This window comes from Pseudomonas sp. A125, assembly GCF_055409485.1.
Genome location: NZ_JBUZVP010000005.1, coordinates 86,942 through 105,127 on the forward strand (window position 1 = coordinate 86,942; position 18,186 = coordinate 105,127).

Below are 18,186 nucleotides of genomic sequence, written 5' to 3' on the forward strand. Positions count from 1 at the left end.
AACACCATGAAACTGCGTACGCTAATGCTCGGCGGTGCCCTCGCACTGACGGCTGTAACGGGAATGGCGCAGGCTGATACCGCGCCCGTCGTCACGCCCTACCACTACGGCGAGAAGATGGATGTGCAGAAGGTACTTGCCATGCACGAGACCGATACCAATGTCTGCAAGGTGATCAATGCCGATATCAAGTTCGTGGACAGTGCCGGTAAAGTCCAGGACGTGGGCTATCGCAAGCTGTCGGAAGCCTGCGATTGGCAGAATTGAGCCACGGCACTTTATTTGTAGAAGCGAGCTGGCTCGCGAAGGTCGTTAACGATGACATTGGCCGTCTGATTCAGCGCGACGTTCTCGGGTTATTCGCAAGCAAGCTCGCTCCTGCAACGGTATCCTTGGGCGCTCATTACGGCTGAAAGGATTCGCCATGCAGTTGCACTTCCGTCCCCTTGCTACCCTCACTGCCCTGCTGTGCTTCGCCCTCGCGCTGATCTGGGGTTTGCGTCCCGACCTGCTGCTCTGGGTGTGGAGCGTCGAATACTCCAGCGCCACCGGCCTGGTCGCCCGCCGTAACGCCGCGCTGTTCCTGGCCATCGGTATCATGTTTTATCGCGCCCGCCATTCTCCCCCTGACGCAACACGACACGCCATGACAACCGGCTTCGTCATCGGCTGTTTTGTACTGGCTATGTTGGGGATCTGCGAATGGATCAGCGGCCACGCGGGCCCGGGGATTTTGTTGGCGATTATCACGGAAACGGCGTTGGGCCTGGCGTTTATCCAGGCCCGTAGGTCTTCACAGGCTGAAGTTCAGCCGTGCCCTTAGTAGAACGGACGCGCCCCGGCTCGCTTGAGCGCCGGGGCGGGGGCGTGAGTGTGCTTGAGGTCTTCGCGCAACTCGGTAATCAAGTTGCAGATCGCCCGACTGCTGTCGAGCTTGTTGGCGCAAATGCCGGTAACCACCAGGTCCACCCGGTCATGATCGATCTCGTGATAGACCTTGACCGTCAGCGAGGCGTCAGGCGCCTTGGTGACTTCACAACGTTTAGGCAGGAAACTTCCTTCAATAATGCCGCGTAGTTCCAGATCCGAAAGCATGGCCGACCTCTCCTTTTAATGAGATTGCCAATTGATTGTTATAAACGTTCGTACAGCGTGCGAGCGCGATGACACGTTCGCTGTTGGCGCCTTGCCTACCCTGGGAGACGCCTACAATGACCAAGCCTACCCGGCCCGATCCGGATGCGTTGGAACCTTTCCTCATAAGCGGCTGCGTTACTTATATAAGTTACGTGGCGGACTGCCACTAACCCACGCATTTGCAGCGCTGGTGGGGCTGTCTCCGGTCCCAGCGTGGTTGTAACAAGATCTTTATAAGCACTAAACATGCCGTGCGCGATACTGCCGCTTCGCATATAAAAATCAACGACTTGTAATAAGTAACGCGCTGCAGGGTCGTGCATTCTGCAAGGCGCCCTCAATGGCCTCATGCAATTTGAAAGGTACTGGCGCCAGCGTTGTTTGAAACGAGTTACCGCACGCCAAAAGCCTCTATCCAAATGAGTGGGTCGCACTCGGTTAAACTTTTTTAGATTAAACGTTTAACCTGCCTGGGCGGCCACTCGCTCGGCAACATGGCGCAAACTATCGAAGTTGATATTCGCTCCCGAGTTGATCGCTACCCATGTTTCCCCCTGGATACCCGTCGTGGCGACATGCTTGTGCATGCCGGCCACTGCCAGGGCACCTGAAGGCTCGGTGATCGATCGCGTGTCGTCGTAGATCAGCTTTATTGCGCTACACAACGCGTCATTGCTGACAGTAATCACCTCGTCCACATGGTGCCGGCAGATCTCAAAGCCATGGGCGCCGATCTGCGCGACGGCCGTGCCATCGGCAAAACCGTCGACACTCGGCAGCACCACCCGACTGCCCGCGCGCAACGCTGCCAACAGGCAACTGGAGCCTTCGGGCTCGACGCCGATGATGCGTACTTCAGGGCGCAGGTATTTGACATAGGCCGCGATACCGGCGATCAAACCGCCGCCGCCCACCGGCACAAAAATCGCGTCCAACGGGCCCTGCTGCTGGCGCAGTACTTCCATTCCCACGGTGCCTTGACCTGCAATCACGTCCGGGTCGTCGAAGGGCGAAACAAAGGTACTGCCCGTGGCCTCGGCCAACTGCAGCGCGTGGGCCAGCGCAAAGGGGAAGCTGGCCCCGTGCAACACTGCCTCGCCGCCGCGGGAGCGCACGCCCAGCACTTTCAGCTCGGGAGTGCTGCACGGCATGACGATGGTTGCCTTGATCCCCAGTTCCCGTGCGGCCAGCGCGACGCCTTGGGCATGATTGCCCGCCGACGCGGTGATCACGCCGCGGGCCTTTTGCGCGTCAGTGAGCTGCACCAGCTTGTTATACGCACCGCGAATCTTGAAGGAAAAGGTCGGTTGCAGGTCTTCACGCTTGAGCAGGATTTGATTGCCCAGCAAGGCCGAAAGGGCCGGTGCCGCCTGCAACGGCGTACGCACCGCCAGGTCATACACGGGTGCTGCCAGGATCTTCTTTAAGTAGTGCTCAAGCAATCCCGAGTCTGGGGTCTGACTCGCCGGGCGGGTACTCATGGGTGTCTCCTGGGTGTTTACAGGGCCCTGGAGACGGAAAAACAAAACCCGCCTCTAGGGCGGGTTTGGGTGCAGCCGAGCGCTATCCCGCCAAATGAGGAATGGCGGTAATAATGCTTGGCTGGCAACGAAACGTTTGAAATGTCATGAATCAAAATTAACCGGCGCTGGCAGGCAAAGTCAATGGCGAAACGCCAGGCTTTACGCGGAGCATACGAAACGTATACGCTTTGTATATCAACCCGGCACAGTGAACATCATGGGCATCGTCAAGATCACCGACCAACTGCACGAACAACTCCGTCTGGCCAGCGCCACCATGGACCGTTCCATCAACGCCCAGGCCGAGTTCTGGATCAAGATCGGCCTGCTGGCCGAACTTAATCCGCACCTGGCCTACAACGACTTGATCAACAAATTGCTACTGGACAAACCCGACCTGATCCGGGGGCGCGCTCAATGATCAAGACTGCCGAGCAACTTGCTGTAATGCGCGAATCGGGCCGCCTGCTGGCTCAGGTGTTTACCATGCTCGACGGCTTCGTGACCGCCGGCCAGTCGACCCTGGAGATCGACAGCGCCGTAGAAGCCTACATTCGCAATGACCTGCAATCGCGGCCCGCAAGCCTGGGCCAGTACGACTACCCCTTTTGCATCAACACCTCGATCAACGAGGTGGTGTGCCACGGCATGCCCAACGCCAACGCGGTGCTCAAGGACGGCGACATCGTCAACATCGACATCACCCTGGAGAAAGGCGGCTTTATTGCCGACTCCAGCAAGATGTACATGATCGGCAACGTCGCGCCCAAGGCCCGGCGCCTGGTGGAAATGACCTTTGAAGCGATGTGGGCCGGGATCCACCAGGTCAAGCCCGGTGCACGCCTGGGAGACATTGGCTACGCCATCCAGAGCCACGCCCAGAACAACGGCTACAGCGTAGTGCGCGAATATTGCGGGCACGGTATAGGCCGCGAGATGCACGAAGACCCGCAGATCCTGCACTTCGGCCGCCCCGGCGCCGGCCTGGAACTGCGCGAAGGCATGGTGTTCACCATTGAGCCGATGCTCAACCAGGGCAGCGCCAAGGTACGCAGCTTGAAGGACGGCTGGACGGTGGTGACCCGCGATAACAGCTTGTCGGCGCAGTGGGAACATACCGTGGCGGTGACGCGGGACGGGTTTGAGGTGTTGACGTTGCAAAACAGCACCGGCGAATAACCTGTGGCGAGGGAGCTTGCTGTGGCGAGGGAGCTTGCTCCCGCTGGAGTGCGCAGCGCTCCTGTTCTTTTGGGGGCGGCTGCGCAGCCCAGCGGGAGCAAGCTCCCTCGCCACAACAAGCCTCCCGAACATCGTCACACTGCCTTGTCGCCACTGCCCGCAACCCGCTTCAACCCCAACACCATCAACCCCGCCCCCAACCCCATCGCAGCCATAAACAATGGATACGAAATCCACCACGGCGTGCCTGCCGTCATCATGCTGAACTCCGACATCCCGCCCACACTCGCAATCAGGTTCAACGGCAAGAACACCACGTTGATCAACGTCAGCTTGCGCAGCAGGTTGTTCATGCTGTTGTTCATCAGGTTGCCCCGCGCATCGATCAGCCCGGAGAACACGTTGGAGTAAATCTCCGCCTGCTTGTAGCACTGGTTGTTCTCGATGATCAGGTCATCGATCAGCCCCAGTATTTGCGCGCTGAAATGCTCCTTTTCCGCATGGTTTCGCAGGCGCGCCAGCACTGCGCCGTTGCTGTGCAGGGCGTTGATGTAATAGATCAGGCTTTCGCTGAGGTTGAACATCTGCATCAGGTGGCGGTTGCTCATCGATGCGTTGAACTGCTGCTGCAACTCCCGGGCGACCATCTTGATCACCTTGAGGTGGCCCAGGTAGTGGTGGATGTTGTTGAGCAGCAGGTCCAGCAACACATCCAATGGCGTGTGTAACGGCCGCCGTGCCCCCAGCCCGGAAAGCTGACTGTCGTCGGTGGCGATCACCAGCAGTTGGTCGCCGGAAAACAGCAAGCCGCAGGACGCCACTTCAAACACCAGGTTGCCGCCGCCGGAATAGTTCTCCGGGCGCTTCCAGATCAGGAACAGGTTATCGGGGTGAAACTCGATGCGCGATACTTCGTCCGGGTCCAATGCCGAGGCCAGGGCATGTTCATCGAGCTTGTAGCAGTCGCGCAGGTACTTGCGCTCATGGGGGTCGGGGTTGCTGAACAGCAGCACATTCGCGTCGTCCCCCAGGCTGTTGTACAACTTGCCATCGGCTAATTCAAAGCGCTGGATCATCGCGCGTCACCACGCCTGGCCTTGACGCTTCAGCTCCAGGCGTCGCACGAACTCCTCCAGTACCAGGGAATACAAATCGTCTTGCAGGTAGGCGTCTTCGATGCCGGCGTCCATGTTGGGGTTGTCGTTGACCTCGATCACCACCACCTTGTCGCCGGACTGCTTGAGGTCGACGCCGTACAGGCCGTCGCCGATCAGGTTGGCGGTTTTTACCGCCAGTTCCACCACGGCCCTGGGGGCTTCGTGGACCGCCAACGTGCGGCATTCGCCGTTGATGTCCTGGCCGATGGCCTTGTGATTGTAGATCTGCCAATGGCCCTTGGACATGAAGTACTGGCAGGCAAAGATCGGTTTGCGGTTGAGCACGCCAATGCGCCAGTCGTACTCGGTGTAGAAAAATTCCTGGGCCAGCAACAACACAGAATGCTCGAACAACTCGGCGGTGGCGGTCAGCAGCGCTTGCTGGCTTTCCACCTTGATCACACCCCGGGAGAAACACCCGTCGGGGATCTTCAGTACTAGCGGGAAGCCGAGGCGCTCGCCCACCCGTTCAAAATCCTCGGGTCGCTCCTTGTAAAGGATTTCGGTGGCGGGCATGCCCAGTTGGTGGCTTTTGAGCAGGTCAGTGAGGTAGACCTTGTTGGTACAGCGCAGGATCGAGGCCGGGTCGTCCATCACCACCAGCCCTTCGCTTTCGGCCTTTTTCGCGAAGCGGTAGGTGTGGTTGTCGACGCTGGTGGTCTCGCGGATCAGCAGGGCGTCGTATTCGGCCAGGCGGGCGTAGTCCTTGCGTTCGATCAGTTCCACGTCGATGCCGAGCCCCTTGCCGACCCGGACGAAATTTTCCAGGGCGCGGGCGTTGGACGGCGGCAGTTGTTCCTGCGGGTCGTGCAGGATCGCCAGGTCATAGCGGGCCAGACGGCGGGAGCGCGGTTGGCGCCAGATCTTGCGGCTGAAGTTATCCAGCGCATTGGCAAACTGATCTTCCTGGTCATCGCGCAACTTGTGCAGTACGCCGGACTTTATGCCTTCGATGTGCCAGCCGTTGTTCTTGCGAAACTCAACTAGCAATATCGGACAGGGAAATGCTTCAAACAACTGGCGGGCCAAATCCTGCAACGGTTCAATATTGGTTCGGCCAAAATAAAGTGTCAGGGTAAAGCCTTCAGTGTTGCTGTAGAGGTGATGACTCAAGGCTTTATCGAGGGTTTTATCCAGGTCGACCAGGGCCAGCCCATACAGGGATTTTTTTGTCAGCTCGCTGATGGTGCGCACCGACGGAATCACCTTGTGGCCCCTTGCCTCGGCCAGCAGCGAGCAGTAGTAGCCGTGGCCCAGGTACTTGTAGCTGCGGCACAGGTTGATCACCTGCACGCGCTTGCCGGTCTCGTTTTCCCTGGTTTGCTCAAGGTATTCCTGGGCGGTGACGATGTCTTCGCTGGGGAAGTAAGACGCCCAGTCTTCCTTGCGTTCGACAATGATCACGACTTGGCTTGCACTCTTGGGAGGGCTGGAAAAATAACCGCTGGAAGTTATTGTCGCCGCCACTGTTTGCTCGGATACTTCACGCCAATGACCTTGTACCGCTGACATAGTGATTGATCCGCTTTAGAGAACTAGACCTTTTCTATTAAGCACGATCTTTTAGAGAAGTCCCGTTTCGTTACGTAACTTTTACGGCGGTCACATGGCTCTTTCCTTTCGCGTTGCAACACCCGAAGACGTGCCCCAATTGGTGGCACTGGAACAGCACTGTTTCACCACGGACCGGCTCTCCACCCGCAGCTTCCAGTGGATGGTCAGCCGCGCCCACGGGCAACTGCTGGTAGCAGAAAAGGACGACGATTTGCTCGGCTACGCCCTGGTGCTGTTCCACCGTGGCACCTCCTTGGCGCGCCTGTATTCCATCGCCATCGCCGAGTCGTCCCGGGGCCTGGGACTGGGCAAGCAACTGCTGACGCGCATCGAAGCCTGCGCCGTCGATCATGACTGCGCGTACCTGCGCCTGGAAGTACGCACCGACAACCCCGGCGCCATTGCCCTGTACGAGCGCAACGGCTACCGGCGCTTTGCCCTGGTCAACGACTACTACGAAGACCACGCCCCCGCCCTGCGCCTGGAGAAACGTATCCTTCAGCACCAGGACGCACGCGCCCTGAGCGTGCCCTATTACCAGCAGACCACCGACTTCACCTGCGGCGCCGCCAGCCTGCTGATGGCCATGGGCGCGCTGGAACCTGCGCGGGTGGCCCAACGCCGGGAAGAACTGCAGATATGGCGCGAGGCAACCACCGTGTTCATGACCGCCGGCCATGGCGGTTGCAGCCCCCAAGGCCTGGCCCTGGCCGCCTGGCGTCGGGGCTTTCGGGTGCGCATGCAGGTCAATGTGCGCGGGCCGTTATTTCTCGACGGGGTACGGGACGCGCATAAAAAAGACGTCATGCGTTTGGTGCATGACGCCTTCGAGGAAGAACTGGCATTGAGTGACGTTGAGCAAGTGCTCGGCGGCCCGCTGGATTTACCCCAGGTGCTGCGCGACGGCGGGCAGCCGCTGGTGTTGATCAGCAGCTACCGGCTCACCCGCTCCAAGTCACCCCATTGGGTGATCGTCACCGACTGCGACGAAGACTTCGTGTACCTGCACGACCCGGACGTGGACCACAGCCAGCATCGCCAACCCATGGACTGCCAGCATCTGCCGGTCAGCCACGGGGAGTTCGAGCGCATGTGCCGGTTCGGCAACAACAAATTACGCGCAGCGGTAGTGGTGTTCAGGCGACTTGCTTGATCCCGGCCTTGGCCTCCAGTTCGCGCACCAGCGGCAGTACGCGTTTGCCGAAGTACTCGACCTCTTCCTGGAAGTGCAGGAAGCCGGCCAGCACCAGGTCCACGCCTACGGCCTTCAACGCGACAATGCGTTCGGCGATCTGTTGCGGGGTGCCGATCAGGTTGGTCTTGAAGCCGTCGTTGTACTGCACCAGATCCTCAAAGGTCGACTTGGCCCAATTGCCCTCACCTTCCGGTGAAGCCTTGCCCGCCTGCTTCGCCGCATCGCCAAACGCGTTGACGGCTTCGGGGTCGGCTTGCTCGATGATTTGCGCGAGCACGGCGCGGGCCTCTTCCTCGGTGTCGCGGGCAATCACAAACGCGTTCACTCCAACTTTCACCGAGTGGTTGTTGGCCGCCGCCTTGGCGCGAATGTCGTCGACCTGGGCCTTGATGCCTTCCGGCGTATTGCCGTTGGTGAAGTACCAGTCCGACACCCGCGCGGCCATGTCCCGCGCCGCCCGCGAACTGCCGCCCTGGAAGATTTCCGGGTGTGGCTCGCCCAGTGGCTTGGGTTTGAGGCTGTAGTTGTTGAAGCGGTAGAAATCGCCCTTGAAGGTGAAATTGTCCTGCGTCCAGATACCTTTCAGAGCGCGGATGAATTCCTCGGACCGCCGGTAACGTTCATCGTGCTCCAGCCAGTGTTCGCCAATGGCCTGGAACTCGCCCTTGAACCAGCCGCTGACAATGTTCACCGCCACACGGCCATTGGTGAGTTGGTCGATAGTTGCCAGTTGCTTGGCCGCCAGGGCTGGCTGCCACGGGCCAGGCAGGATTGCCGCGATCACCTTGAGCGTGGTGGTGGCCGCCAGCAGCGCGTGGCTGAAGGCAACGGACTCATGCTGGTATTCGGCGCCATAACCGGCGGTGAACCGAATCTGCGTGAGGGCGTATTCAAAGCCGGCTTCCTCGGCCAACTGCGCCAGTTTGCGGTTGTAGTCGATGCCCCAATCGGTGCGTTGTTCGATCTTGCTGACCACCAGCCCACCGCTGACATTGGGCACCCAGTAGGCAAATTTTACGGCTTGCTGACTCATCGGACTGTACCTCGCACATTGGCTTGTACACGGTGTGGAGCAGCAAGCGTGCCAGCGCTCGTGACAGGCCCGGGCGGCAAGCCCTCCAGCACTGACGCGGGCGAAAATCACCCGACGCCGAGGTGTCACCGATTGCAGCGGTTTGTCGTTTTGCTGTTGCACCAGCAACAGTTGAATTCGCCCCGCGCCCGTAAATACGCGCCTTGGCGCCCGGCATGGACTGTGCAACGGCTTCACTATTCAACTGCCCAGGAGCCGTCCCATGACCGAACACCACGTGATCAATCCACTGTCCATCGGCGTGGACTATCCCGCCCTGGCCGAACGCTTCCGCCCGATCTTCCAACGCATCGCCGAGGGTGCCGTGGAGCGTGAGCAAACCCGCGCCCTGCCCTACGAGCCCATCCAGTGGCTCAAGCAAGCCGGCTTCGGCGCCGTGCGTGTGCCGGTGGAGTACGGCGGCGGTGGCGCCTCCCTGCCGCAGTTGTTTGAATTGCTGATTGAGCTGGCCGAAGCCGATTCCAATGTACCGCAGGCCCTGCGCGGGCATTTTGCATTTGCCGAAGACCGCCTGAATGCCGCGCCCGGCGCGGCGCGGGACATCTGGTTCAAGCGCTTTGTCGACGGCGACATCGTCGGCTGCGCCTGGACCGAAATCGGCGGCGTAGCCATCGGCGACGTCGGCACCCAAGTCAGCCCCGATGGCGACAAATGGAAGCTCAACGGTGAAAAGTTCTACAGCACCGGCAGCCTGTTTTCCGACTGGATTGACGTGTACGCCCAACGCAGCGACACCGGCGCCGATGTGATTGCCGCCACCCGCACCCGCCAGCCTGGCGTGGTGCAAAGCGATGACTGGGACGGCTTTGGCCAGCGCACCACCGGCAGCGGCACCTCGCGCTTTACCGATGCCGTGGTAGAGGCAGAAAACGTCATCGACTTCGCTACCCGTTTCAAGTACCAGACCGCGTTTTACCAGTTGGTGCTACTCGCCACCCTGGCCGGTATTGGCCGCGCAGCCCTCAACGATGTGGCGCATCAGGTGCGCAGCCGCAAGCGGATCTACAGCCACGGCAACGCCGCCCATGTGAGCCAGGACTCACAGATTCAGCAGGTGGTGGGCGAAGTGGCGGCGCTGGTGTATGCCGCCCAAGCCAGTGCCTTGAAGGCCACCCACCCGGCGCAACGAGCTTACATAGCGCGATTCGGCGGGGATGATGCCGTGGAGCGAGAGGCCAATGTCGCCGCTGAGATCGAATCCGCCACGGCGCAGGTGGTGGTCTCGGAACTGATCCAGCGCGCCACCACCGAACTGTTCAACGCACTTGGCGCGTCAGATGTGCGCCAGGGCAAATCCCTCGACCGGCACTGGCGCAACGCCCGCACCGTGTCGTCCCACAACCCGGTGATCTACAAGGCGCGGATTGTCGGCGACTGGGTAATCAACGCCAGCGAGCCGCCGTTCGTGTGGCAGATCGGCAATGGGCCGGCGCGTTAAAACGCCAGCTTGAAGCCGATCATCACCAGCATGAACGCCAGGCACGGGCGCAAGATCCCGTCCGGGACCTTGCCGGCCATATGGCTGCCGACATAAATCCCCGGCAGCGAGCCCAGCAACAGGAAGCCCAGCAGGTGCCAGTCCATGTTGCCCATGCTCGCGTGGCCGAGGCCCGCGACCAGGGTCAGGGGCACGGCGTGGGCGATCTCGGTGCCCACCAGGCGCTTGGTGGCCAGGAACGGGTACAGGATAAACAGCGCCACGGTGCCCAGCGCGCCCGCGCCAATGGAGGTCAGGGCAACCATGGTGCCGAGGACCGCGCCGGTGATGATGGTCAACGCATTGAGGTTGCGCGGCGCCATCTTGTAGTCATCGCCGGCATGCCGCTGGGCGAACGCCAACAGTTTGTTCTTGAACAGGATCGCGGTGGCCGTCAGCAGCAACACCACGCCGAGGGACTGCTTGATGACCGCGTTCAAGGCGGCGGGATCGGTGTTCAGGCTCTTGAGGAACCACAAGGTCAGCAACACTGCAGGCACGCTGCCCAGGGTCAACCAGCCGGTGATGGTCCAGTCGATGTTGCGGTTCTTGCTGTGAACCAATACCCCACCAGACTTGGTGATGGCGGCATACAACAGGTCGGTGCCCACGGCAGTGGCCGGGTTGATGCCGAACCAGAGCAGGATCGGCGTCATCAACGAGCCCCCGCCTACACCGGTCATTCCCACGATGAATCCAACAATCAGGCCAGCAATCGAGAAACCAAAATTACCCACATCCATTACAACTACCTGCGGCCTTATAAAATTCTGGCCGCAGCATAGCGATTTTTCTTATAACGACTTATATCAAAAAGATCTGACTTTATGCCTTTCTTGTCAGTCGCTGACTGCAATAGGCTTGGGTCTGGTACGGGAACGCGACCGTTTCACGACCGCGCAAGTCCGGATGGGTATTGATCAGCGCATGTAGCTGCTCGGTGACCCGCGCCTTTTGCGCCTCTGGTAACGCCGCGATAAAGCTCACGGAGAGGAAGCGATCCATGATCACCTCCTGGGGGCTGCCCACATGGCTGTAGGGAAAGCAGGTCATTTCGGGGGCGGAAAAATACTCGCCGGTAAATGCCTCGCGCCAACGCCCGGTGTGAAAACGCGGCGTGTCGCCCTCGTAGGGCGTGATGATTTCGGTGATCGCCGCGACCCAGTCCACTGATTCGTCCCGCACATTCCAGATCAACCCCAGGCGGCCGTCCGGCTTGAGCACCCGGTGAATTTCCGCCAGGGCCGCTTCCGTGGAGAACCAGTGAAACGCCTGGGCACACACCAACGCATCGGCGGCCGCCGCATCAAGCGGGATGGCTTCTGCGGTGCCCGACAGCAGGCGCACATCCGGCAGCAGTTTTTTCAACTGAGCGCCCATCGCCTCCACCGGCTCAACCGCGATCAACCTCGGCGCCACGGTGTTGAGCAAACGGGTGAACTTGCCAGTGCCGGCGCCCAGGTCGATGACTGTGGAGTGGGGAGTGATCTGCAGGGCGTCGGTCAGCCAGCCCGTGAGTTGTCGTGGGTAATCCGGCCGACCTTGAGCGTACGTGACGGCTTGAGTAGAGAAACCCTGTTGAGCAGACGTGTGAACACCGGTCATTGCCAATCTCTCCTCTGGGAGTGCGGGGGCCCACAGTGTGCGCCCTTGCCGATTTATTTTCTAATCGCTGCATCCGTTTGCACGTGTCGTGGGTAGTACCGGTAGCAGCACCTCGCTGCCCTAATGGAGAGACATCGATGAACGTCAAAGCCTTGTTCTGCGTGACCTGCCTGTTCGTTGCTGCACCCACCGCCTTTGCCCAGACCGGCTTGCCCGACAGCATCAAGGTGCCGGACGGTCACAAGGTGGCGATGGAAACCACCGGGGTCGGCGAAATCACCTACGAATGCCGGGACAAGGCCAACGCCGTCGGCCAGACCGAATGGTTTTTCGTCGGGCCCAAGGCCGTGCTCAATGACCGCGCCGGCCAGCAGGTCGGCACTTGCTTCGGCCCGCCTGCCACCTGGCAGGCCAAGGACGGTTCGAAAGTCACAGGCACCCAGTTGGCGGTTGCGCCGTCCAGTGCCGGCAACTTGCCCTATCAACTGGTCAAGGCCAACCCTGCCGAAGGCAAGGGCGCGATGACTAACGTCGCGTACATTCAGCGGGTGGCCCTCAAGGGAGGCGTGGCGCCGAGTGCCGAATGCACGGCGGCCAACAAGGGCAAGCAGGAAGTGGTGAAGTACCAGGCCGACTACATCTTCTGGGCGGCCAATTAACCAAACTCGTCTACGCTGCTGCCAAAGCGCCCCGGGCTCACCGCCGCGGCCTCCACCAGGGAACCCTGTCTTTGCCTGAAGCCGATTTTGACTATGAAGCCTGCCTGCTGGCTTGCGCCCGTGGCGAACAACCGGCCCTGCATCGCCTGTATCAACAGGAAAGCAGCCGGCTGCTGGGGGTTGCCTTGCGCATCGTGCGTGACAAGGCGGTAGCCGAAGACATCGTGCATGACGCCTTTATCAAGATCTGGAATGGCGCCGCCAGCTTTGACCCCCACAAAGGCTCGGCCCGCGGCTGGGTGTACAGCGTTACCCGGCACCTGGCGCTCAATGCCATGCGCAGCAAAGGCCGCGAAATGCCCCTCGGCGAAGAGCATGAAACCACCGAACACACCGACACTTTCGACTACCAGGCGCGCTCGGGACGCCTCTACAACTGCCTCGAACAACTCGACCCGGCCCGGCGCAACTGCATCCTGCATGCGTATGTAGACGGTTACTCCCACACTGAAATCGCGCGCAAACTCGGCGCCCCGCTGGGCACCGTGAAAGCGTGGATCAAACGCAGCCTCGCGGCATTGCGTGAGTGCATGGCATGAACAGCATCGACGAACTGGCCAGCGAATACGTGCTCGGCACCTTGCCCGCCGAGCAACGCGCAGAAGTGCAACAACGCCTGGCAACCGACCCCGAATTACGTGCGGCGGTGGACGCCTGGGAACAGCGCCTGCTGCCATTGACAGAACAGGCTGCGCCCGCGACGCCTTCGGTTTATTTATGGCGACGCATCGAGGGCAGCCTGGGGCATTCAGCTAGCCAGGACCCACCCGTCTCGTGGTGGAACAGACTGGCATTGTGGCGCGGGCTGGCTGGCGCCGGCATCGCGGCAAGCCTGGTCCTGGCATCGCTGTTGCTGACCCGTACGGCTAGCGTGACCCCGACCGCTTATGTGGTGGTGTTGGTCGCCCCGCAAAACCAGGCGCCGGGCTGGGTGATTCAGGCGAGTAATGATCAGAAAATCCAGCTGATTCCACTGGGCGTCATGGAAGTACCGGCCGACAAGACCTTGCAGTTCTGGACCAAGGGCGAAGACTGGCAAGGCCCGGTGTCGCTGGGTTTGGTCAAGCCCGGGCAGACGTTATCAGTGCCCCTGGACAAACTCCCGCCGCTGGCGCCGAACCAGCTGTTTGAGCTGACCCTGGAAAACCCGGGCGGCTCGAAAACCGGCAAGCCGACAGGTCCGATTCAGGCAATTGGCCGGGCCGTTAAAGTAATCTGAACGTAATGCAATGTTGTGCAAGGCCGGTTCGCGCACTTGCATTACATCTCGGGGCTATGGCGTCAGCATTGCGCTATAGAATCGGCCTCGAAAACCCGGCTCCCTGGACCCTCCATGCCCTCAAAAACCCGTTCGCTGCTGATTCTCGCCCTCGTCGTCATCTTTACCGGCATCGGCGCCGGCCTGGGTGGCATGCTCCTGGCGTTGCTGCTGCACGGCATCCAGCACCTGGCGTACGGCTACAGCCTCGACAGCCTGATCAGCCATGAAACCTTTTTGCTCGGTGTCACCGCTGCCTCACCCGAACGCCGGGTGCTGGTGCTGATGAGCTGCGGCCTCATCGCAGGCATCGGTTGGTGGCTGATCTATCGCTATGGCCGCCCGTTGGTAAGCATCAAGCAAGCCGTCTCGGCCGACGCGCCGATCATGCCGCCCAAGACCACCCTCGCCCACGCCGTGCTGCAAATCATCACCGTGGCCCTCGGGTCGCCACTGGGCCGTGAAGTGGCGCCACGGGAAGTCGGCGCGCTGGCCGCCACCTGGTTGTCACAACGGGCCCGCCTGGCACCCGACATGCACCGGCTGATCGTCGCCTGCGGTGCGGGCGCCGGGTTGGCGGCGGTGTACAACGTGCCGCTGGGCGGCGCGGTGTTTGTGCTTGAGGTGTTGGTGGGCGTGTTCAGCTGGCCGGCGGCGGTGATTGCGCTGGCCACCTCGGCCATCGGCGCATCGGTGGCCTGGATTGGCCTGGGGGCCGAGTCGCAATACGTAGTGCCACACTTTGTACTCAGCCCCGGCCTGATCGCCTGGGCGCTGATCTGCGGCCCGGTGTTTGGCCTGGCCGCCTATGGGTTCACGCGCCTGACCGGCGCAGCCCGCAGCCATGCCGCCCGTGGTTGGCGGCTGCCGGTATTGTCGTTGATCAACTTCACGATCATCGGTGGCCTGGCGATTTTCCTGCCGCAGATCCTCGGCAACGGCAAAGGCCCAGCGCAGTTGGGCTTCGACAATGAGCTGACCATCGCCCTCGCCGCTGTGCTGTTGGTGGTCAAGGTACTGATCACCGCCAGCAGCCTGCGCGCCGGTGCCGAAGGCGGCCTGTTGACCCCGGCGCTGGCCAACGGCGCATTGCTGGCGATCATCCTCGGCGGCGCATGGAGCCTGCTGTGGCCCGGCGTGCCGCTGGGCGCGTTTGCGATCATTGGCGCGGCGGCGTTCCTGGCGTCGAGCATGAGCATGCCGCTGACGGCGATTGTGCTGGTGGCGGAATTTACCCGCATCGATCACGACTTCCTGGTGCCGATCATTCTCGCGGTAGCGGGCTCGATGTGCATGAGCAAGCTGTGCGTGTTGTGGGAAAAGTGCTGAAGAGGCTGGATTAAAAACCTGACACGCGCCATCCTCCGCGCTTTCAGCCGCCCCATCAGCGGCGTTCCACGCACAAAGGACAGGCCCATGCTCGACCAACCCCTCACCTCCGCCGATTTCGAATTCATCGACGAAACCCTGCTCAAGTACGGCGATGATCACTCGGTGCTGAACCTGGCCGAGCTTGACGGCTACTTCACCGCACTGGTCTCAAGCCCTGCGCAGGTGGATGTGGCCGAATGGTTCCCCGGCATCTTTGGTGGGCAGAACCCGGATTGGGAAAGCCCGGAAGAAGCCGGGCAGTTCCTTGAACTGTGCGTGCGCCATATGAACGCCATCGCCAAGCAACTGGCGACCGATGCGCAAGGCTTTAAAGCGCGCTTTGAAGAAACCGAGCATCAGGGCCAGCCACTGACCCTGGCGGAAGAATGGTGTTTTGGCTATATCCGTGGCGCGGCCATCGGCAACTGGCCGGAGCTGCCTGCCGAACAGGCCGGGCAGTTTGAGAAGATTTCCTGGTGCGCCGAGCAGGACAACTTTGAACTGCCGGCAGACCTGGATGTTGATGCCCATCAACAACGGGTAGCTACAATCGAACCGGCCGCCCGTGCGCTGCACGATTACTGGTTGGTTCAACGCTGACTTACCTTGCACCTGAACACAATGCCTGTGGCGAGGGAGCTTGCTCGCCACATTAAATCAGCACCAACACATGCCGGCCTTGTTTGCCCTTGGGCAACGTCACTTGACGCTCAAACCACGCACCTGCCGTTCGACCAGTGGTGCCCCACGTCGTCGTAACCCCTGAATATCAACGATCCCCGCTCGACAACGGTGGCGTGTTTGGCCGATTATTCGTGTCCGCCAAACGCCAGCCGCCTTGAAGCAGGAGCCTTGTACCTTGAGTTCGCAGAAAACCGTGACCGTTACACCGCCCAACTTTCCATTGAACGGCAAGGTAGCGCCCCCCGGCTCCAAATCCATTACCAACCGTGCCCTGCTGCTGGCCGCCCTGGCCAAGGGCACCAGCCGCTTGAGCGGCGCGTTGAAAAGCGACGACACCCGGCACATGTCGGTGGCCCTGCGGCAGATGGGCGTGGTGATCGATGAACCGGACGACACCACGTTCGTCGTCACCAGCCTGGGCAAGCTGCAATTGCCGGCGCAACCGCTGTTCCTCGGCAACGCCGGCACCGCGATGCGCTTTCTCACCGCTGCCGTGGCCACCGTACACGGCACCGTAGTGCTGGACGGCGACGCCTACATGCAAAAACGCCCGATCGGCCCGCTGCTCGCGACCCTCGGCCAAAATGGCATCAAGGTTGACAGCCCTACCGGCTGCCCGCCGGTCACCGTGCACGGCACCGGCCGGGTGCAGGCCAAGCGTTTCGAGATCGACGGCGGCCTGTCGAGCCAGTACGTGTCGGCGCTGCTGATGCTGGCAGCATGCGGCGACGCCCCGATCGAAGTGGCGCTGACCGGCAAGGACATCGGCGCCCGTGGCTACGTCGACCTGACCCTGGACTGCATGCGCGCCTTCGGTGCCCAAGTGGACATCGTCGATGAAAGCACCTGGCGCGTGGCCCCCACCGGCTACACCGCCCATGATTACCTGATCGAGCCTGACGCTTCCGCCGCCACCTATTTGTGGGCCGCCGAAGTGTTGACCGGTGGCCACATCGACCTCGGTGTCGCCCCGCAGGATTTCACCCAGCCCGACGCCAAGGCCCAGGCAGTGATCGCGCAATTCCCGCACATGCAGCCGGTGGTCGTCGGCTCGCAAATGCAGGATGCAATCCCCACCCTCGCCGTATTGGCCGCCTTCAATAACACACCGGTGCGCTTCACCGAACTGGCCAACCTGCGGGTCAAGGAATGTGACCGGGTGCAAGCCCTGCATGACGGTCTGAATGAAATCCGCCCGGGCTTGGCAACCATTGAAGGTGATGATTTGCTGGTGGCCAGCGATCCGGCCTTGGCAGGCACCACCTGCAACGCGCTGATCGACACCCATGCCGACCACCGCATCGCCATGTGCTTTGCCCTGGCGGGCCTGAAAGTGTCGGGCATCAGGATTCAGGACCCGGACTGCGTCGGCAAGACCTATCCTGAGTACTGGAAAGAGCTGGAAAGCCTTGGGGTCCATTTGACCTGGTAAGCCATCGGCGCCGGTAACGGGAGGGAGACTTCATGACGATTCGCCAACCCTGCCCACCCGGCGCCTGCGACTGCAATCGCGAGCAACTGCTCGACACAGCCGGCACCGATGCACGCATCCTGCATTTGACGCGCCAGGAAGAAAAACGCCTGCTCGAACGCCTTGAAAACCTGCAAAGCCTGTCGGACCTGGAACGCATGCAACAGCTGATGCACCAGCAACTGGGCATCCGCGTGCACATCGCGCCAGGTCATACGGAAGTGAAGACGATGCGCGGGATTCAGATCGTCATCGACGAGTTACCGGGGCTGTGTCGCAAGACCCGGCAGTCGATTCCGGCGGCGATTCGCAAGGGCATGGAGAAGCGGCCGGAGATTGCGTATCGGTTGCTGGATGCTAATGACTTGTTTCGGGAGCTTTGAGTCAGTTCCCCCTGCCACCCGCAAACGACCACTCATCCGCCGCGGTCGTGGTAATCACCACCATCACATCCTCAGGGTTCAGCCCTATGGCCGCCTCCAATCGCTCCACCAGCACCCGGTAGAAGCAGCGTTTGGTCTCGGTATCACGAGGTTTGCCGCCGGTGATCGCGATCAATACATAGTCGTGGCTGCGTGGGCCACCCAGGTAGTTGGGGTCGATGATCATCTCGCCCACTTCATGCTGGTGGATCACATGAAAACGATCCGCGTCAGGAATCTTGAAGCTTTCAACCAGGGCGTCATGCAGCCCCTGGGACAGCGCTTGCAGGTACTCGGGGGATTTCCCACGATGCAGGGAGATTCGGGCGTAAGGCATGGGG

21 protein-coding genes are annotated in these 18,186 nt (G+C 61.0%); 13 read left to right on the top strand and 8 right to left on the bottom strand.

The features are described from left to right. The first annotated feature begins 6 nt into the window (after nucleotides 1-6). A complete protein-coding gene (locus ACZRN6_RS08695) occupies nucleotides 7-267 on the top strand; it encodes a DUF2790 domain-containing protein (RefSeq protein ID WP_464007715.1) in 261 nt (86 codons plus the stop codon). 157 nt (nucleotides 268-424) lie between these two features. Further along, complete coding sequence (locus ACZRN6_RS08700; RefSeq protein WP_464007716.1) at nucleotides 425-823, top strand: hypothetical protein; 399 nt, start codon at nucleotides 425-427, stop codon at nucleotides 821-823. On the opposite strand, the gene ACZRN6_RS08705 is transcribed toward ACZRN6_RS08700, so the two are convergent. Together ACZRN6_RS08705 and ilvA are read right to left on the bottom strand one after the other, a co-directional pair. Beyond that, on the bottom strand, nucleotides 820-1,095 hold the full coding sequence (locus ACZRN6_RS08705) for a DUF1652 domain-containing protein (protein WP_464007717.1): 276 nt from the start codon (nucleotides 1,093-1,095) through the stop codon (nucleotides 820-822). The two genes, ACZRN6_RS08700 and ACZRN6_RS08705, sit on opposite strands and share 4 nt — an antisense overlap. Nucleotides 1,096-1,598: 503 nt before the next feature. After that, nucleotides 1,599-2,618 (bottom strand): threonine ammonia-lyase, biosynthetic, encoded by a 1,020-nt coding sequence (ilvA, locus tag ACZRN6_RS08710; RefSeq protein WP_464007718.1) that lies wholly within the window; start codon nucleotides 2,616-2,618, stop codon nucleotides 1,599-1,601. Nucleotides 2,619-2,877: 259 nt separating this feature from the next. Between ilvA and ACZRN6_RS08715 the strand changes: the two genes are divergently transcribed. Continuing rightward, the gene (locus tag ACZRN6_RS08715) at nucleotides 2,878-3,081 is read left to right on the top strand and encodes a ParD-like family protein (RefSeq protein ID WP_017475587.1); all 204 of its coding nucleotides are present in this window, start codon (nucleotides 2,878-2,880) and stop codon (nucleotides 3,079-3,081) included. Continuing rightward, the gene (map, locus tag ACZRN6_RS08720; protein WP_464007719.1) at nucleotides 3,078-3,839 is read left to right on the top strand and encodes a type I methionyl aminopeptidase; all 762 of its coding nucleotides are present in this window, start codon (nucleotides 3,078-3,080) and stop codon (nucleotides 3,837-3,839) included. Before ACZRN6_RS08715 ends, map begins: the two co-directional genes overlap by 4 nt. Nucleotides 3,840-3,973: 134 nt before the next feature. On the opposite strand, the gene ACZRN6_RS08725 is transcribed toward map, so the two are convergent. Both ACZRN6_RS08725 and ACZRN6_RS08730 read right to left on the bottom strand, forming a co-directional pair. Further along, nucleotides 3,974-4,915: a magnesium transporter CorA family protein gene (locus ACZRN6_RS08725; protein WP_464007720.1), complete on the bottom strand. Its 942-nt coding sequence runs from the start codon at nucleotides 4,913-4,915 to the stop codon at nucleotides 3,974-3,976. Nucleotides 4,916-4,921: 6 nt separating this feature from the next. Next, the gene (locus ACZRN6_RS08730) at nucleotides 4,922-6,508 is read right to left on the bottom strand and encodes a RimK family protein (RefSeq protein WP_464007721.1); all 1,587 of its coding nucleotides are present in this window, start codon (nucleotides 6,506-6,508) and stop codon (nucleotides 4,922-4,924) included. A 94-nt stretch (nucleotides 6,509-6,602) separates the two neighbouring features. On the opposite strand from ACZRN6_RS08730, the gene ACZRN6_RS08735 reads away from it, so the two are divergent. Next, nucleotides 6,603-7,703: a peptidase C39 family protein gene (locus ACZRN6_RS08735; protein WP_464007722.1), complete on the top strand. Its 1,101-nt coding sequence runs from the start codon at nucleotides 6,603-6,605 to the stop codon at nucleotides 7,701-7,703. On the opposite strand, the gene sfnG is transcribed toward ACZRN6_RS08735, so the two are convergent. Continuing rightward, nucleotides 7,687-8,778 (bottom strand): dimethylsulfone monooxygenase SfnG, encoded by a 1,092-nt coding sequence (sfnG, locus tag ACZRN6_RS08740; protein ID WP_322145416.1) that lies wholly within the window; start codon nucleotides 8,776-8,778, stop codon nucleotides 7,687-7,689. The two genes, ACZRN6_RS08735 and sfnG, sit on opposite strands and share 17 nt — an antisense overlap. Nucleotides 8,779-9,040: 262 nt before the next feature. Between sfnG and ACZRN6_RS08745 the strand changes: the two genes are divergently transcribed. Then, complete coding sequence (locus ACZRN6_RS08745; RefSeq protein WP_464007723.1) at nucleotides 9,041-10,276, top strand: acyl-CoA dehydrogenase family protein; 1,236 nt, start codon at nucleotides 9,041-9,043, stop codon at nucleotides 10,274-10,276. Here ACZRN6_RS08745 and ACZRN6_RS08750 read toward each other — a convergent pair. Both ACZRN6_RS08750 and ACZRN6_RS08755 read right to left on the bottom strand, forming a co-directional pair. Further along, nucleotides 10,273-11,058: a sulfite exporter TauE/SafE family protein gene (locus tag ACZRN6_RS08750; RefSeq protein WP_322145418.1), complete on the bottom strand. Its 786-nt coding sequence runs from the start codon at nucleotides 11,056-11,058 to the stop codon at nucleotides 10,273-10,275. The genes ACZRN6_RS08745 and ACZRN6_RS08750 overlap by 4 nt on opposite strands. An 82-nt stretch (nucleotides 11,059-11,140) precedes the next feature. Then, nucleotides 11,141-11,920, bottom strand: coding sequence for a class I SAM-dependent methyltransferase (locus ACZRN6_RS08755; RefSeq protein ID WP_464007724.1), 780 nt, complete (start codon nucleotides 11,918-11,920; stop codon nucleotides 11,141-11,143). Between the two features lie 137 nt (nucleotides 11,921-12,057). Between ACZRN6_RS08755 and ACZRN6_RS08760 the strand changes: the two genes are divergently transcribed. The 7 genes from ACZRN6_RS08760 (at nucleotide 12,058) to ACZRN6_RS08790 (ending at nucleotide 17,806) form a co-directional block, all read left to right on the top strand. Continuing rightward, on the top strand, nucleotides 12,058-12,579 hold the full coding sequence (locus tag ACZRN6_RS08760; RefSeq protein ID WP_464007725.1) for a DUF3455 domain-containing protein: 522 nt from the start codon (nucleotides 12,058-12,060) through the stop codon (nucleotides 12,577-12,579). Between the two features lie 71 nt (nucleotides 12,580-12,650). Then, on the top strand, nucleotides 12,651-13,178 hold the full coding sequence (locus ACZRN6_RS08765) for a sigma-70 family RNA polymerase sigma factor (RefSeq protein WP_464007726.1): 528 nt from the start codon (nucleotides 12,651-12,653) through the stop codon (nucleotides 13,176-13,178). After that, nucleotides 13,175-13,858, top strand: coding sequence for an anti-sigma factor (locus ACZRN6_RS08770; protein WP_322145421.1), 684 nt, complete (start codon nucleotides 13,175-13,177; stop codon nucleotides 13,856-13,858). The genes ACZRN6_RS08765 and ACZRN6_RS08770 overlap by 4 nt, the downstream gene beginning before the upstream one ends. 114 nt (nucleotides 13,859-13,972) lie before the next feature. Next, nucleotides 13,973-15,226 carry a chloride channel protein gene (locus tag ACZRN6_RS08775; protein ID WP_464007727.1) on the top strand — a complete coding sequence of 418 codons (1,254 nt, stop codon included), beginning with the start codon at nucleotides 13,973-13,975 and terminating at the stop codon, nucleotides 15,224-15,226. 87 nt (nucleotides 15,227-15,313) lie between these two features. Further along, complete coding sequence (locus ACZRN6_RS08780) at nucleotides 15,314-15,868, top strand: UPF0149 family protein (RefSeq protein WP_464007728.1); 555 nt, start codon at nucleotides 15,314-15,316, stop codon at nucleotides 15,866-15,868. Between the two features lie 259 nt (nucleotides 15,869-16,127). Then, entirely contained in the window at nucleotides 16,128-17,384 is a 1,257-nt protein-coding gene (aroA, locus tag ACZRN6_RS08785) for a 3-phosphoshikimate 1-carboxyvinyltransferase (protein WP_464007729.1), read from the top strand. 32 nt (nucleotides 17,385-17,416) lie between these two features. Further along, on the top strand, nucleotides 17,417-17,806 hold the full coding sequence (locus ACZRN6_RS08790) for a hypothetical protein (protein ID WP_464007730.1): 390 nt from the start codon (nucleotides 17,417-17,419) through the stop codon (nucleotides 17,804-17,806). Between the two features lies 1 nt (nucleotide 17,807). On the opposite strand, the gene ACZRN6_RS08795 is transcribed toward ACZRN6_RS08790, so the two are convergent. Beyond that, nucleotides 17,808-18,182: a tautomerase family protein gene (locus ACZRN6_RS08795; protein ID WP_322145426.1), complete on the bottom strand. Its 375-nt coding sequence runs from the start codon at nucleotides 18,180-18,182 to the stop codon at nucleotides 17,808-17,810. Nucleotides 18,183-18,186: the final 4 nt, after the last annotated feature.